16 protein-coding genes are annotated in these 15,166 nt (G+C 73.4%); 2 read left to right on the plus strand and 14 right to left on the minus strand.

The genetic code is table 11. The features are described 5' to 3' along the window. Positions 1 to 70: 70 nt before the first annotated feature. The 9 genes from CP982_RS16895 to CP982_RS16935 form a co-directional block, all read right to left on the minus strand. On the minus strand, positions 71 to 1,141 hold the full coding sequence (locus CP982_RS16895; RefSeq protein ID WP_150511305.1) for a 2-aminoethylphosphonate ABC transporter substrate-binding protein: 1,071 nt from the start codon (positions 1,139 to 1,141) through the stop codon (positions 71 to 73). Positions 1,142 to 1,179: 38 nt separating this feature from the next. After that, a complete protein-coding gene (locus tag CP982_RS16900) occupies positions 1,180 to 1,998 on the minus strand; it encodes an ABC transporter permease (protein ID WP_150511306.1) in 819 nt (272 codons plus the stop codon). Then, a complete protein-coding gene (locus CP982_RS16905) occupies positions 1,985 to 2,905 on the minus strand; it encodes a 2-aminoethylphosphonate ABC transporter permease subunit (protein ID WP_150511307.1) in 921 nt (306 codons plus the stop codon). Before CP982_RS16905 ends, CP982_RS16900 begins: the two co-directional genes overlap by 14 nt. Further along, positions 2,898 to 3,953, minus strand: a complete 1,056-nt coding sequence (locus CP982_RS16910; RefSeq protein ID WP_150511308.1) for an ABC transporter ATP-binding protein — start codon at positions 3,951 to 3,953, stop codon at positions 2,898 to 2,900. The genes CP982_RS16905 and CP982_RS16910 overlap by 8 nt, the downstream gene beginning before the upstream one ends. After that, the gene (locus tag CP982_RS16915) at positions 3,950 to 4,657 is read right to left on the minus strand and encodes a phosphonatase-like hydrolase (RefSeq protein WP_372503370.1); all 708 of its coding nucleotides are present in this window, start codon (positions 4,655 to 4,657) and stop codon (positions 3,950 to 3,952) included. Before CP982_RS16915 ends, CP982_RS16910 begins: the two co-directional genes overlap by 4 nt. A gap of 5 nt (positions 4,658 to 4,662) precedes the next feature. After that, complete coding sequence (locus tag CP982_RS16920; protein WP_150511310.1) at positions 4,663 to 5,784, minus strand: TIGR03364 family FAD-dependent oxidoreductase; 1,122 nt, start codon at positions 5,782 to 5,784, stop codon at positions 4,663 to 4,665. Between the two features lie 160 nt (positions 5,785 to 5,944). Beyond that, positions 5,945 to 6,721 (minus strand): GntR family transcriptional regulator, encoded by a 777-nt coding sequence (locus CP982_RS16925; protein WP_150511311.1) that lies wholly within the window; start codon positions 6,719 to 6,721, stop codon positions 5,945 to 5,947. Positions 6,722 to 6,919: 198 nt separating this feature from the next. After that, positions 6,920 to 7,633, minus strand: coding sequence for a hypothetical protein (locus tag CP982_RS16930; RefSeq protein ID WP_150511312.1), 714 nt, complete (start codon positions 7,631 to 7,633; stop codon positions 6,920 to 6,922). Positions 7,634 to 7,834: 201 nt separating this feature from the next. Beyond that, positions 7,835 to 8,980, minus strand: coding sequence for an ROK family transcriptional regulator (locus CP982_RS16935; protein WP_150511313.1), 1,146 nt, complete (start codon positions 8,978 to 8,980; stop codon positions 7,835 to 7,837). 56 nt (positions 8,981 to 9,036) lie between these two features. On the opposite strand from CP982_RS16935, the gene CP982_RS16940 reads away from it, so the two are divergent. Together CP982_RS16940 and CP982_RS16945 are read left to right on the plus strand one after the other, a co-directional pair. Further along, positions 9,037 to 10,122 (plus strand): Gfo/Idh/MocA family oxidoreductase, encoded by a 1,086-nt coding sequence (locus tag CP982_RS16940; RefSeq protein ID WP_150511314.1) that lies wholly within the window; start codon positions 9,037 to 9,039, stop codon positions 10,120 to 10,122. Continuing rightward, positions 10,119 to 10,604, plus strand: a complete 486-nt coding sequence (locus CP982_RS16945; RefSeq protein ID WP_150511315.1) for a heme-degrading domain-containing protein — start codon at positions 10,119 to 10,121, stop codon at positions 10,602 to 10,604. The genes CP982_RS16940 and CP982_RS16945 overlap by 4 nt, the downstream gene beginning before the upstream one ends. Before the next feature lie 18 nt (positions 10,605 to 10,622). Here CP982_RS16945 and CP982_RS16950 read toward each other — a convergent pair whose 3' ends face one another. The 5 genes from CP982_RS16950 to CP982_RS16970 all read right to left on the minus strand — a co-directional run bounded on the left by CP982_RS16950 (position 10,623) and on the right by CP982_RS16970 (position 15,097). Beyond that, positions 10,623 to 12,209: a choice-of-anchor A family protein gene (locus CP982_RS16950; protein ID WP_229879160.1), complete on the minus strand. Its 1,587-nt coding sequence runs from the start codon at positions 12,207 to 12,209 to the stop codon at positions 10,623 to 10,625. A 140-nt stretch (positions 12,210 to 12,349) separates the two neighbouring features. Further along, positions 12,350 to 13,207 carry a fumarylacetoacetate hydrolase family protein gene (locus tag CP982_RS16955; protein ID WP_150511316.1) on the minus strand — a complete coding sequence of 286 codons (858 nt, stop codon included), beginning with the start codon at positions 13,205 to 13,207 and terminating at the stop codon, positions 12,350 to 12,352. Positions 13,208 to 13,323: 116 nt separating this feature from the next. Further along, positions 13,324 to 14,088 (minus strand): YidC/Oxa1 family membrane protein insertase, encoded by a 765-nt coding sequence (locus CP982_RS16960; protein WP_144003636.1) that lies wholly within the window; start codon positions 14,086 to 14,088, stop codon positions 13,324 to 13,326. A gap of 94 nt (positions 14,089 to 14,182) precedes the next feature. Continuing rightward, a complete protein-coding gene (locus CP982_RS16965) occupies positions 14,183 to 14,539 on the minus strand; it encodes a DUF6412 domain-containing protein (RefSeq protein ID WP_221515520.1) in 357 nt (118 codons plus the stop codon). Positions 14,540 to 14,566: 27 nt separating this feature from the next. Beyond that, the gene (locus CP982_RS16970; protein WP_150511317.1) at positions 14,567 to 15,097 is read right to left on the minus strand and encodes a winged helix-turn-helix transcriptional regulator; all 531 of its coding nucleotides are present in this window, start codon (positions 15,095 to 15,097) and stop codon (positions 14,567 to 14,569) included. Positions 15,098 to 15,166 lie beyond the last annotated feature (69 nt).

Consider the following 15,166-nt stretch of genomic DNA (forward strand, 5'->3'; position numbering starts at 1 on the left):
ACGCAGGGGCGTTGACGGGAGATGGGGGTGTATTGGGGGTGTATTGGGGGTGTATGTGGAGGGGGGTGGGTCAGCTGCCGGTCTCGGACTTCCAGTCGTCCACGTACTCCGTGAGGTTCTTGGAGATATCGTCCCAGTCCGGCTCGAAGACTTCGACACCGTCCACGAGCTTGTCCAGGGCGATGGCGTTGGCGTCGGTGGCCTTGACGTCCTTGCGGGCCGCGAAGCCGCCGCCGATCTCGCTGACCTGGCGCTGGGCCGCCCGGCCGAGGAGGTAGTCGAGGAACTTCTTCGCGTTGGCGCTGTGCGGGGCCTTGTTCACCAGGCCAGCGGCGTAGGGCAGCGCGAAGGTGGTGGGCTTCTTGCCCTCCTTGGCCGGGAACCAGATGCCGAGGTTGGGCATGTTCTTGGACTGGGCGTAGTTCATCTGGACGTCGCCGTTGGCGACGAGCAGCTCGCCCTTGTCGACCTTGGGCGCGAGCTTGCCGGTGGAGGCGGACGGACCGACGTTGTTGGACTGGAGCTTGCCGAGGTACTTCAGGGCGGGCTCCTTGCCGCCGAAGTCGTGCATGGCCTTGATGAGCACGGCGGTGCCGTCGCCCGCGACGCCCGGCGTGGAGTACTGGATCTTGTTCTTGTACGTGCCGTCGGTCAGCTCGTCCCAGGTCCTGGGGGCCTTGGAGCCCTTCAGCTCCTTCTTGTTGTAGATGAAGCCGAAGTAGTTGTTCACGACGGCGGTCCACTTGCCGTCGGGTGCCTTGTTCGCGCCGTCGACCTGCTCGGAGCCCTTGGGCTCGTACGCCTGCAACAGGCCCTTCTCGTCGGCCTGCTGGATGAACGGGGGCAGGGTGATGAGCACGTCGGCCTGGGTGTTGGACTTCTCGCGGACGGCGCGCTGCACCATCTCGCCGGAGCCGCCCTCGACGTACTTGACCTCGATGCCGGTCTTGTTCTCGAAGTCCTTGAAGACCCGGTCGTACCAGCCGTCGCCGTTCTCGCCCTTCAGGCCGTCGGCGCTGTAGACGGTGACGACCTTGGCGTCGGACGCGGCGGAGTCGCCGCCGCAGGCGGTGAGGGTGGTGGCGAGCAGGGCACAGCCGCCGAGGGCGGCGAGCGCGCGGACGGGGGTGACGGTGACCATGACGTGTCGTACTCCTTGGAAGGACGGGCTTGGGACGGTCAGCGGTAGGAGGCGCGGGTGCGCACGCGCGACACCGCGAACAGGACGAGCAGCGTCGCCGCCATGAGGACCACGGCGAGGGCGGCGCCGGTGAAGGCGGCCCCGCGGTCGGTGGCCGCGTAGATCCGCACGGGCAGCGGCGTCCAGTCCGGCGGGTAGAGCATCATCGTGGCGCTCAGCTCGCCCATGGACAGGGCGAAGCAGAGGCCGGCCGCCGCCGTCAGGGACGGCAGCAGGAGCGGCAGCTTCACCCGCCACAGGACGTGACCGGGCCGGGCTCCCAGGGACGCGGCGGCCTGCTCGTACGCCGGGTCGAGACGCCGCACGGCCGCCGAGACGGACTGGTGGGCGAAGGCCGTGACGAGGACGGCGTGCGCGAGGACGACGATCGTGGACGTGCCGTTGAGGATCATCGGCGGCTTGCTGAAGGCGACGAGCAGCGCGAGCCCCACGACCACCGACGGCACGGCGACGGGCAGCATGAACAGGGTGTCGAGCACCCGGCCCCACACCCGCGCGGCGACACCGCCGCGCCGCTTGAGCGCGTCGGCGGCCAGAGCGGCCCAGGTGCCCACGGCCAGGGCGAGCGCGCTCGCGCCGAGCGCGGTGAGCAGGCTGGTGGTGAGGGCCTCCAGGGACTCGCCCCGGGTCGCGGCTGAGTAGTGCTCGGTGGTGAACGCGGACGGGAACGCCCCCGACCAGTGGCCCGCGAACGAGGCCGCGACGATGACGGCGAGCGGCAGCGCGAACACCGGCAGGAAGAGGACGGCGAACACCGCCCACAGCCCCCACTTGCCCTTGCGGCTATGCACCAGCACGACGGCTCACCACCCGGTAGAGGCCGTAGAGGCCCACGGAGATCGCGATGTTGACGACGGCGACGACGCAGGCGGCCGGGTAGTCGGACTCCAGCATCGCCTTGCCGTAGATGAGCGTCGGCAGCGTGGTGACGCCCTTGGCCCCGGTGAACAGGACGATCCCGAACTCGTTCAGGCACATCACCAGGACGAGGCTGCCGCCCGCCGCGAGCGCGGGCAGCGCCTCCGGCAGGATCACCTTCCGCACGATCCGCGCGGGCCGCGCGCCGAGGCTGGAGGCCACCTCCAGCTGCGCGGTGTCGAGCTGCGAGAACGCCGCGAGCAGCGGCCGCATCACGAACGGCGTGAAGTACGTGATCTCGGCGAGCAGCACGCCCCACGGCGTGGTCAGGAACTGGAAGGGCCCGTCGCCGCCGCTCCCGGTCGCGTCCGTCCACAGCCCGTTGGCCATGCCCTTGGTGCCGTAGATGAACAGCAGCGCGAGCGTGATGAGGAAGGACGGGAAGGACAGGAAGACGTCGATGAACCGGGCGACGGCCTTCCCTCCGGGGAACGGCACGAACGCGATGACCAGGGCGAGCACGAAGCCGAGCACCAGACATCCGACGGTCGCCCCCACGGCCAGCCACACGGTCGTCCCGAGCGCGTCCCGGAACGCCTCGGACGCGAAGACGTCCGCGTACGGCTGGAGGGAGGTCCCGCCCGTGTCCGGCTGCACGGACTGCTGGACGACGAGGCCGAGCGGATAGAGAAACACAAGCCCGAGCAGAGCGAGGGGAGGCAACGCCCAGACGAAGGACGGCACTCGTCTTGCCCGCTGTGGGCAATCGTCCCGCAGGGCGGGACGGGTGGGCACAGCACTGGATGCCGCCCCGCCTTCGACCAGGCCCGGCGTAAGGTCACCCATCGCTGCCCACCCCTGCGGAGAGCAGCACCGCGTCCTCGGGCGCGAAGTGCAGCGTGACCTGTTCCCCCAGCCCAGGGGGCACCCGCAGCTCCCGCACGTCGGCCTTCACCGCGTGCCCGCCCACGTCGACGTACAGCCGATGGGTGGCCCCGCGCCACTGCACCTCCGTGACGCTCCCGGTCAGCGCGTTGGGCCCGGGGCCGAGCCCCATCAGGTGCGGCCGCACGCACAGCGTGGCCGTGACCCCAGCCGCCACCCCGTCGGTGGCGACCTTGACCTCGGTCGCGCCGAGGGACACCGCGCCCTCGCCCACGGACACCGGCAGGAGGTTCGCGTTGCCCACGAAGGAGGCCGTGAACTCCGTGCGGGGCCTGCGGTACAGCTCCTGCGGGGTGCCGCAGTCCTGGAGCCTGGCCTTGTCCATGACGGCGATCCGGTCGGCGAGGGTGAGCGCCTCGACCTGGTCGTGGGTGACGTACAGGATGGAGACGTCCGGCAGCTCCCGGTGCAGCCGGGCGAGTTCGGCGAGCATCCCGGAGCGCAGCTGCGCGTCGAGCGCGGACAGCGGCTCGTCGAGGAGGAGCACGCCGGGCCGGATGGCGAGGGCGCGGGCGATGGCGACGCGCTGCTGCTGCCCGCCGGACAGCTCGCGCGGGTACCGCTTGGCGTACGCGGCCATGCCGACCAGCTCCAGGGCGTCGGCGACGCGCGCCGGGACCTCCTGCTTGGGCGCCTTCTGCGCCCTGAGTCCGAACGCCACGTTCTCGTCGACGCGCATGTGCGGGAAGAGCGCGTACTGCTGGACGACCATGCCGATGCCCCGCCGGTGCGGCGGCAGGCCCGTCACGTCGCGCTCGCCGATGAACACGCGTCCGGAGGCGGGCGTCACGAATCCGGCGACGGCCCGCAGGGCGGTGGTCTTGCCGGACCCGGAGGGCCCGAGCAGCGCCATGACCTCGCCGGGATCGACGGTCAGGTCGAGGGAGTCGAGCACGACGTTGCCGCCGTAGGCGACGGTGACCGAGTCGAACCGGATGCCGCTGCTCATGACCCGAAGCCCCGTACCAGCGCTGGCAGTTCCGCCACCGACGGCAGCACGTGCGTGGCGCCCGCGCCCCGCAGGGCGGGCTCGTCGTGGGCTCCGGTCAGGACGCCCGCCACGATCCCGGCACCGGCGCGGACGCCGCTGCGCATGTCGTACGCCGTGTCCCCGGCGACGGCGACCTCGCGCACCGAGTCGGCGGCGCCGGCCTTGAGGAACGCGGCGAGCACCATGTCCGGGTAGGGGCGCCCGCGTCCGCCCGCGTCGGCGGGGCACAGGGTGAGGTCCGCCAGGTCCCGCCAGCCGAGGGCGTCCAGGATCGCGTCCTGGGTGACGCGGGCGAAGCCCGTGGTCAGGACCACGGTGAGACCGTCGGCCTTGAGCGCGTCGACGGCTTCGCGGGCCCCGTCGACCGGCGCGACGAGGCCGTCGTCGACCAGTTCGCCGTACGCCTTCTCGAAGGCGGTGTTGGCGCGCTGGGCCAGGTCCTCGGCGCCGAAGAGATGGCGGAAGACGGAGATCTTGGACTCGCCCATGGTGGCGCGGACGTAGTCGAGCTTCGCCGCGTGGTCGGCGGAGTCCGGCTCGACGCCCAGCTCCCCCGCGGCCGCGGCGAAGGCGCGCTCGACCAGGCCGCCGTCGGCGACGGTGGTCCCGGCCATGTCGAGTACGACCAGCTTGATGTTCGCGTTCTTGATGTTCGCGTTCAACTCTCTCACCATCCCAGCTCGTTGGCGGTCTGCTCGGCGATCGCGGGCGAGCAGGTCATGCCGCGCCCGCCGGGCCCGGTGACCAGCCACACCCCGTCGCGCACGCGCTCGCGGTGCACGACCCTGCTGGTGTCGACGCACTGCGCGTACACCCCCGCCCAGCGCCGCCGGACCTTCGGCAGCGGGCGTCCCAGGAAGCCCTCGACGACCTCGGTGAGGTGGTCGTACGGGTCCTCGACGGTGTCGAAGGCGAAGGGGTGCTCGTACTCGTGGGTGTCGCCGATGGTCAGGCCGCCGTCCGCGCGCTGCACCATGAGCAGCTGCATCTTGTGCGCGGCGGCCGTCGCGGGCTGCGCCTGCCCGGCGTTGAGGGCGTCCAGCTCAGGGGACCGGTACGCCGGGTAGTAGCGGAAGCTGTCGGCGTCGGCGACGGACGTGGTGAGCGGCTCGCCCAGCGGGTCGGTCTGCATCATCTGGAGCCGCACCCGGCGCACCGGCAGCTCCGGGGCCAGCTCGCGGACGAGGCCGCCGAGCCAGGCGCCGGTGCACAGCACGACCGCGTCGCCGGTGTGCACGTCGCCGTGGTCGTCGCGCACCGACGCGGGGCCGACCACGTCGCGGACCTCGCGGCCCGGCAGGAAGGTGTAGCGCGGGGACTTCCGCAGCTCCTCGCGGAGGCGCAGCTGCGCGGTGCGCGGCTCGACGGCGGCGTCCCGCTCGCACCACAGGGCGGCGGCGAAGTCACCGCGAAGGGCGGGGTTGAGCGCGCGGGCCTCGTCGGCGGCGAGCAGCTTGTAGCCGCGGGCCGCGGCGTCGGGGCGGGCGAGCGCGGCCTCGGCGACGGCGCGCTCCCGCTCGGTGCGCACCAGGGTCAGCGAGCCGTTGGCGCGGAAGCCGAGGCCCGGGACGCGGGCGCCGATCCCCTCCCACAGCTCGCGGGCGCGCAGGGCCGTCTCCAGCTCCTCGCCGCCCGCGCGGCCGCTGACCCATATCTGTCCGAAGTTGCGAAGGGACGCGCCCCGGGCCTCGCTCTCGCGCTCGATCTGTACGACCTCGTGGCCGCGCTCCACTGCGTGCCAGGCGTGCATGGTTCCGACCACGCCTGCTCCTACGACGATGACTCTCACGGCGGCAACGCTCCTTTCGGCGGGTGGCCCGGGGTGGGCCGGATGGCAACCAAAGGGTGAACTGCCGAGCAAGCTTGGACTAGACCCGTTATCTTTCCGTGACCAAAAGAGTCCAAGTAGCGCCCGGAAAGGGAGAGTTGGACCCGATTGCGCCGAGGGCTCAGCCGAGGTGCGTCGTGAACGAGAAGCGGTCGCCCCGGTACAGCGTCCGCACCCGCTCCAGCGGGCCGCCCTCCGTGTCCCGCGAGACGCGGTGCAGGAGCAGCATCGGGAGGGCGGGCGGCGTCCCGATGAGCAGCGCCTCGCGCGGCGTCGCGAGGACGGTCTCGATCCGCTCGTCGGCGTCCCCGAACGCGATGCCGAGCCGGTCGCGCAGATACGCGTAGAAGGACGAGTCGGGGTCGAAGTCCTCGTCGAGGCGCGGCACCCGGGCCACCGTGACGTACGTGCTCTCCAGGCCCACCCGCTCGTCGTCGGCGAGCAGGACGCGCTCCATGTGCCAGACCGGCTCGTCCGGCACGGCCCCGATGTCGGCGGCGAGGGCGGCCGGGCAGGCGAAGCGGTCGAGGGAGATGAGGGTGCGGCCCGGGGTGCGGCCCTGTCTGCGCACGCCCTCGGTGTAGCTGGCGAGGGAGAGGGGCTGCTCCAGCTTGGGCCCCGCGACGACCGTGCCGCGCCCCTGTCTGCGCAGCCTGCCTTCGAGCAGCAGCTCGCGCAGCGCCTGCCGCACGGTCTCGCGCGCCACCTCGTAGCGCTCGGCGAGGTCCCGCTCGGTGGGCAGCGCCCGGCCCACGCCCAGCTCCTCGATCAGCTCCGCGATGCGGGCCTTGACCGCGTAGTACTTCGGGATGCGGCCGTGCTCGGGGATGCCGGAGCGGACGGCTGCGCCGGGCCGGTGGGCGGGTGGGGCGGCGAGGGGGTTGGTCTGGTGGTCCACAGGGGGATCGTCGCACGTGTGGCCGTGCGGCCAGGCTGGACAGCCGGGGCCGGGCCCCTGTACCCCTGAGGGCTCCGCTGGAGTTGCCGCGAGGGGTCCTCGACCGTCTGCGGGATCGTCGTGGCTGGGCGCGCAGTTCCCCGCGCCCCTTTGGGGCGCTGCCCCGGACGCCCGCGTACCCCTTCGGGGCGCTGTCGTTCAGCGGGTTCTGGGGCGGAGGCGGCGGGATGTTGCCACGAGGGTCGTGCCGGTGAGGAGGAGGGCGGCTGCGGTGGCGCCGAGGCCGAGGAGGGTGTTCGGGCCGGTCCTCGCGAGTTCGCCGGGGGACGGCCAGGAGCCGCCGTCGCCGACGACGTCGAAGGGATAGTCGCCGGACTCCCCCACCCAGTCGCCGTCCCCGCCCCGGCGCTGCACGACCGCGGCGCTCGCCACCACGCGGTCGGACACGGCACCCGAGGTGAACGCGAGCCGCACCGGCACGTTCACCGGCTCACCGGGCCTGACGGTGAACCCGCCGGCCCCGTCGTCGAGAACCCCGACGTTCTCCCCCCGCCCGGCCCCCTCGAACGCGACCGCCCGCCAGCGGCCCCCGGCCCGGAACTCCAGCTGGACCTGCTCGGCCCGCAGCTTCCCCTTGCGGTCGACGAGTACGACGACGGGGTGGATGTGCTCGCAGGCGCCGCCCGTGGTGTTCACGAGCCGGAGGGACCAGCGGCCGTAGCCGCCACCCGCGTAGTAGACGGCGGGGCCCTGCCGGACGCGGGCGCCGACGGGGAAGTCGGCGGAGGCGGGCGCGGAGCAGGCGGCGCGGGGTAGGAGGCGCGGGGCGGCTTCGGCGGCCCCGGCCGCGGCGGGCACCAGGGCGGCGGCCACGGCGGTGACGCCTGCGGCCAGGCGGCAGCGGAGTCGCATGCGGGACCTTTGCTGAGCGCGGGCGGGGCGCGTCGAACTCGCGCCGGGACATGCCCCGTTGCCCCGCCCGCAGGTCGCCCCGCCGGGAGGCAACAGGCCGAGGCCGACCCTGCCACGGACGCCCGGCCGCACCCCGCCGTCGCCACTCCTTGCGGCCGACCGCCCGCGGAATTCCCCTCGAACAGCCGATCCGGCCGCGCGTCAGCCGGTCCCGCGGCCGGGCAGGGCCGCGTCCGCGTGGCCGAACAGCGGCGCGAGCACCAACTGCGCGGCCCCTTCCGCGACTCCGCGCTCGCCGCCCGGCGCGATCCCGACGCCGACGCGGCCGCGCGCGCCCTCCCGCCGGGAGCGCGCGGCGACCACGGCGCCGACACCCCGCACGAACAGGTCCTCGGCGGCCGCCACGGTCCGCCCGCCGAGCAGCACGAGGTCGATGTCGAGCAGCGAGACCAGATTGCCCGCGCCGGTGCCGAGCAGCCGGGCCGCACTCTCCAGATCCCCGCGCGCGACGGCCGCGAGGCACAGCGCCTCCAGACATCCCCGGTCGCCGCACTCGCACACGGGCCCGTCGAGCAGCACCACCTGGTGCCCGAACTCCCCCGCCCCGGTGCGGGGCCCCCGGTAGAGGCCGCCCCCGAGCACGAGACCCGCGCCGAGCCCCGTGCCCAGATGCAGATAAGCGAACGACTCCGCGCCCCCGCCGAGCGCGATCCCGAGCGCGGCGGCGTTCGTGTCCTTGTCCACCACCACCGGAAGGCCGAGCCGCGCCGCCAACGCCTCCCGCAGGGGGAACCCGTCCCAGCCGGGGAAGCCGGTGACCCGGTGCAGCACACCCCGGACGTGGTCCAGAGGGCCGGGCAGGGCCACGCCCGCGCCCAGCAGGCCCGTGGGCCCGAGCGCCGCGCCCGCGGCGTCGGCGAGGACCCGCACCTCCCGGGCTACCAGATCCACCACGGCCTCGGCCCCCGCCGGGAAGTCCACCCCCACCCGCCGCTCGGCCACCACCGCCCCCGCCAGATCCACGAGCACGGCCACCAGCGCGTCCCGCTCCAGATGCACCCCCACCGCACCCCCTGCCTCCGGCACGAGCCGCAGCGCCATGGCCGGCTTCCCGCCGGTGGAGGCCCGCCGCCCCGCGTCGGCGACGAGCCCGTCCCCCCGGAGGCGCGCGACGATCTTGCTGACGGCCTGCGGCGTGAGCCCCGCCCGCGCCGCGAGTTCGAGGCGGCTGACGCCCTCGCCCCCGGAGCCGCGCAGCAGTTCGAGCACGACCGCCGCGTTGTGCCCGCGCAGCGCCCGCAGATTCGCTCCCGTCGGCCCGGTCGTACCGGAGTCAGCCCTGTTCACCCCTCCATTGTCGCTGTCGCTTGCACTTTGGCAACAGCGTTGCCAAAGTGGAGGTCATGACTGAAGGCAAGAACGACCTCCGCGTGGGCCTCATCGGATACGGCCTCGCGGGCTCCGTCTTCCACGCCCCGCTGATCGCCGCCACCGACGGCCTCGTCCTGGACACGGTCGTCACCTCGAACCCCGACCGGCAGGCCGAGGCGACCACGGCGTACGGCAGCCGGACAGCCGCGTCCGCGGACGAGCTGTGGGACCGCGCCGACGAGCTCGACCTCGTCGTGATCGCGTCGCCGAACAAAACGCACGTACCGCTCGCGACCGCGGCGCTCAAGGCGGGCCTGCCGGTCGTCGTGGACAAGCCGCTCGCGGGCACCGCCGCCGACGCCCGGGACCTCGCCGCGCTCGCCGACGAGCGCGGCCTGCTCCTGTCCGTCTTCCAGAACCGCCGCTGGGACAACGACTTCCGTACGCTGCGCAAGCTGCTCGCGGCCGGTGAGCTGGGCGACGTCTGGCGCTTCGAGTCCCGCTTCGAGCGCTGGCGCCCGCAGCCCAAGGGCGGCTGGCGCGAGTCCGGCGACCCCGAGGAGATCGGCGGACTCCTGTACGACCTGGGGAGCCACGTCGTCGACCAGGCCCTGGTGCTCTTCGGCCCGGCGGCGCGCGTGTACGCGGAGGCGGACGTCCGCCGTCCGGGCGCGCGGGCCGACGACGACACCTTCATCGCGATCACCCACACCGGCGGCGTCCGCTCGCACCTGTACGTGAGCGCGACCGCGGCCCAGCTCGGCCCGCGCTTCCGCGTCCTCGGCTCGGCCGCGGGCTATGTGAAGTACGGCCTGGACCCGCAGGAGGCCGCCCTGCGCGAGGGCAGGCGCCCCGGCGGCGGCGACGCCGAAGGGCCGTGGGGCGCGGAGCCCGAGTGCGTGTGGGGCCGGGTCGGCTCCGGCGAGTCCCCGCTGACCGGCGGCGGCCGCCCCGAGCCCACGCTGCCGGGCGACTACCCCGCGTACTACGCGGCCGTGGCCGCCGCCCTGCGCGGCGAGGGCGACAACCCGGTCACGGCGCACGAGGCGGCCGCGGCCCTCGACGTCCTGGAGGCCGCGCGCCGCTCGGCCCGCGACGGCGTGGCGGTGGCGCTGTGACGACCCGTCCGACCGAGCCGACGGCCCCCTCCATCGAGGAGATCGAGGAGCAGGAGCGCCGGCTGACGCTGCCGCGCTTCACCCACGAGGACGCCTGGGCGCTCGGCTGTCTCCTGGTGGAGCTCGCGCGTGAGCGCCGGGCGCCCGTCGCGATCGACATCCGGCGCGGCGGCCAGCAGCTCTTCCACGCGGCGCTGCCCGGCTCGTCGCCGGACAACGACGCCTGGATCGACCGCAAGCGCCGCGTCGTCGAGCGGTACGGCTGCTCGTCGTACCTGGTGGGCAGCCGGTTCCGCGCCAAGGGCACGACGTTCGATGACTCCTCGCGCCTCGACCCCGACCGGTACGCGGCGCACGGCGGCGCGTTCCCGATCGGGGTCGAGGGCGTGGGCGTCATCGGCACGGTGACCGTCTCGGGCCTCCCCCAGGTCGCGGATCACGCGCTCGTGGTGGAGGCCCTGGAGCGGTTCAGCGCGTCCTGACGCCCGGGTGAGGGTCCGTCACTCGAACTCTCCGGCGCGGCGGCGGCGTACCGTCACCACGACCGTGACACCCGCCGCGAGCAGCGCGGCGGCGATCCCGCCCACCAGCGCGAGCTCCCCGGACGAGGCGCCCGTGTGCGCCATCTCGTCGGGGCTCTTGGTCGGGTGCGGGTGCGTGGGCGAGTCCGTCGGGGACGGCGAGGGCGACGGGCCGTCGCTGTCCGACGGGGACGGGGACGGGCCATCGCTGTCGGAGGGCGAAGGCGAGGGCCCGTCGCTGTCGGACGGAGACGGCGACGGCGACGGGTCGTCACTGTCCGACGGCGACGGAGACGGCGACGGATCGTCGCTGTCCGACGGGGACGGTGAAGGCGACGGGTCGTCGCTGTCCGAGGGCGACGGAGACGGCGAGGGGTCATCGCTGTCGGACGGGGACGGCGAGGGCGACGGGTCGTCGCTGTCCGAAGGTGATGGAGACGGCGACGGGTCATCACTGTCGGACGGAGACGGTGAAGGCGACGGGTCGTCACTGTCCGACGGGGACGGCGACGGAGACGGGCTCTCGCTCTCCGACGGGGACGGCGAGGGCGACGGCGAGGTGCACGTCGGCAGGTCGCCGTTGAACGGGTAGGCGTGGAACTCCTGCCCGCCCCCCGCGCCCGAGGTGTGCGTCAGCGAACCCACCGTGAAGAAGCGCCCGTTCATGCCCGGCATCCGCACCGTCGAGGTGCTTCCCGCCGAGCCCACGAGCACGCTGCCCGCGAACTGCGCGGTGCCGTTGAACTCCACCGAGGTGGCGTCCGGGAAGTTCCACAGGAGCCGCTCGCGCAGCCCGTCGGGGAACCCGCCCACGTACGTGTTGATCTGGCGCTCCGTGCCGTACATGTTGACCAGCACGGTGGCGTCGGCCGGGATGGCGGCGAAGGTGATGCCCTGCTGGCCGCCGTTGGGGCTCGCGAGGTCGAAGTCGACGTCGAAGACCTGGAGCTTGGACGTGCCGTCGCCGGTGAGGATGGTCCCGGTGGGGGTGTAGTTGGCGGTGCCGGTGGTCGCGCGCTTCGCGCCCTGGTCGTACGCGTAGCACTGGCTGGCCGCGGTCAGCTGGCCGGGCAGCGCGGCGTACGGGTCGGCCGCCCCGGCCTCCTGCACCGCCGGAGGGGCGACCGTGCCGCTGGCCGTGCCCTCGTACACGACGCGGCCGGAGACGCCGCCCTCCTCGGCGAGCAGCCGCTGGCCGGTGGCGACGGTCAGGTCGCCGCCCGTGGTCAGGAAGTCCGAGCCGTTGGGCGGCGGCACGCGCGAGCCGACACCGGCGACGCCCACGTTGTAGATCTGCGAGGCGCCCGCCCGCTTGTTCATGTCGAAGTCGCCGAGCACGACGACCTTGCCCTCGGCCTCCGCCGCCGCCTCGCGGACGAGCATGTCCTCGCCGACGAAGACGTTGATGTTCTCGTCGCGGCCTGCCACGGGACCGTTGTTGACCTCGGGGTACGTACCCGGACAGGCAGCGCCCTTACAGGGGCCGAGCCCGCCGGGCAGGGGGTCGGCGACGCCCTGCCCGGCCAGGCCGCCGAGGACCGTGGCCGCCGCGACCGTGATGGCCACCGCCAGATATGCTGAGCTTTTTCTTCGCATACCTGGAAATATGCTCATTACGGACATGGGTGGCGGGAGACACGCTCAGCGCTCCCCCCATTAGGCCGACCAGCGGCAGGCTCGACACCCCTTAGGGGCCTGACCGGGCGTCAGGCGTCCTTGAGCTCCTGCCGCTGCCGCCCGAGCCCGTCGATCTCCAGCTCCACCACGTCCCCGGCCCGCAGATAGGGCTTGGGCTCCGGCCGGCCGAGGGCGACGCCCGCGGGCGTCCCCGTGTTGATCACGTCGCCCGGGTACAGCGTCATGAACCGGCTGACGTAGCGGACCACCTCCGCCACCGGGAAGATCTGCTGGGCCGTCGTGCCGTCCTGCTTCAGCTCGCCGTTGACCCACAGCCTCAGGGACAGGGCCTGCGGGTCCCGCACCTCGTCCGCCGTCACCAGCCAGGGCCCGAGCGGATTGAAGGTCTCGCAGTTCTTGCCCTTGTCCCAGGTCCCGCCGCGCTCGATCTGGAACTCGCGCTCGGACACGTCGTGCGCCACCGCGTAGCCCGCCACGTGCGCGAGCGCCTCCTCGTGCGAGTCCACGTAGCGCGCGGTGCGCCCGATGACGATCGCCAGCTCGACCTCCCAGTCCGTCTTCACCGAGCCGCGCGGCACGAGCACCGTGTCGTTCGGCCCGACCACCGTGTCCGCCGCCTTCAGGAAGACGACGGGCTCGGCGGGCGGCTCGGCGCCCGCCTCCGCGGCGTGGTCGTGGTAGTTGAGGCCGATGCACACGACCTTGCCGATCCGCGCGAGCGGCGGCCCGATCCGCAGCCCGGCCGCGTCGAGCACGGGCAGGTCACCGGCGTCGGCGGCGGCGCGCACACGGGCGAGCGCGGCGTCGTCGGCGAGCAGCGCGCCGTCGATGTCGCCGACGACGCCGGACAGGTCGCGCAGGCTGCCCCCGGCGTCGAGCAGCGCGGGGCGCTCGGCGCCCGCGGTACCGACTCGCAGCAGCTTCATGTCTGTCTCCCTTGGTCGAGCCCGGCCCGGCCGATGGAGGTGCGGCGCCATCGGAGGTCGGTCGATCCTCCAAGCCCGGCGTCCGGCCCGCAAGACCCCGTTCACGTACTGGACCATCACATGGCCGTGGCCATGGCTCCCGCCGCGCCCTGCGGCATGTTCCGGTACAGCACGGCCCGCTCCACCGCACTCCAGGTCGTGCTGGTCACGACGTACAGCGCGGCCGCGAGCGGCACGACCGCGACGGAGAACAGCGTCATGAAGGACATCAGGGGCATGAACTTGGTCATCGCGGCCATCGCCTGCGCCCCGGGCATCTGCTCGCCGCCCTGGGCCGCGGGCAGCGGTGCCCCGGCCAGCTGCCGCTTCGTGCGCCGGTAGTTGAAGGTGGCGACGGCGGCGACGAGCGCGAAGAGGACCAGATAGACGAGCCCGGCCCCGCCGAGGACGCCGCCGTCGCCGAGCGCGTCGGCCCAGCGCCCGCCGAGCGGCGCCGCGAGCAGCTTGTGGTCGAGGAGCGCGTTGGCCTTCCCGCCGATGTCCGAGCTGGAGAACAGGTGGTAGAGCAGGAAGAACACGGGCAGCTGGAAGAGGCCCGGCAGACAGCCGGCCAGTGGCGACACGTTCTCCTTGCGGTGCAGTTCGAGGACCGCCTTCTGGAGCTTCTCCGGGTTCTTGCCGTGCTTCTTGCGCAACTCGGCGATCTGCGGGTTGAGCTTGGCGCGTGCCTTCTGGCCGCGTGCGGCGGCCCGGGACAGCGGGTGGATCAGGAGGCGTACGCAGGCGGTGACCAGGACGATGGCCGCGGCCATGGCGGAGCCGTGGAAGAGCGGTTCGAGCAGGTCGGCGAGGCGCGCGACCAGATCGGCGATGAAAGACATGGGGGTGAGCCCTCCGGGGGTCTCGTCGTGCCGGGGTGAGTGCGTATCGGCATGACGACCCGCGCGGGGTCCGGGGGGTGGAGCCGGGGGTTCCCTACGCGGCCGTCAGGAGGGGACGGCCGGGCGCTCGCGGGCGCGTGCGGCCCCGGGCGTCGGGGTCGCGCTGGGGCAGGAAGGCGGTGCGCCGCTCGCGGTCGCGGATGGCGGTGCGCACGCGGGTGCGGGGCACGGCGGGCGCGGAGCGCGCGGCGAGCAGGGAGCAGAGGGCGAGGGCGGAGCCCGCGGCGGCGGTCGCGGCGAACGCGACGGCGCCCACGAGGCTGCCGGTGTCGGCGAGGACGGTCTCGACGAGCAGGACGAACAGCAGGACGGCGGGCCGCAGGGCCGTGCCCCAGCGCTTGACCAGTTCCTTGATCAAGGCCGCCCCCTCTCCGAACTCCTGTGCGTACATGTCCGCTGCTGTTTATACAGGATCCGTTTATACCGGATCAGTGACGACGGGCTGAAGCAGCCGTCGGGGAGCGAACAGCGCCCGACTGACCGGATCACTCGGTTCCGGATCAAGCCCCGGGCCGGGCAGCATCTCCACGTCGCCGACCGGCACGAGCAGGCCGCAGACCGGGCACTCCCCCGCCGCCCCCAGCTCCGTACCGCACCGCGCGTGCCGGAAGTAGCGAAGCGGCGCGGTGTCGGCGAAGGCCTCGCGCCCCCAGGCGCCGAGCGCGCGCAGCGCCGGCCACAGGGCGCGGCCGCGCTCGGTCACCACGTACTCGTGCCGCCGGGGCGCGTCCGCGAGGGGCCGCTTCTCCAGGACGCCCGCGTCGGTGAGCGTCTGCAGCCGGGCGGCGAGGACCGCGCGCGGGATGCCGAGGTGGACGAGGAAGTCGTTGTAGCGGCGGACGCCGTAGAGCGCGTCGCGCACGACGAGCAGGGTCCAGCGCTCGCCGACGACCTCCAGGGCGCGGGCGATGGAGCACTCCTGCGCCGCGTAGTCCTTGCCGAGAGCCATGGCGCCCACTGTAGCCCTTTCGCCGACGCAAGGTTCATTCATTGAACTGACCCCTGCTACGGTCATGAC

This window comes from Streptomyces spectabilis (genome assembly GCF_008704795.1).
GTDB lineage: Bacteria > Actinomycetota > Actinomycetes > Streptomycetales > Streptomycetaceae > Streptomyces > Streptomyces spectabilis.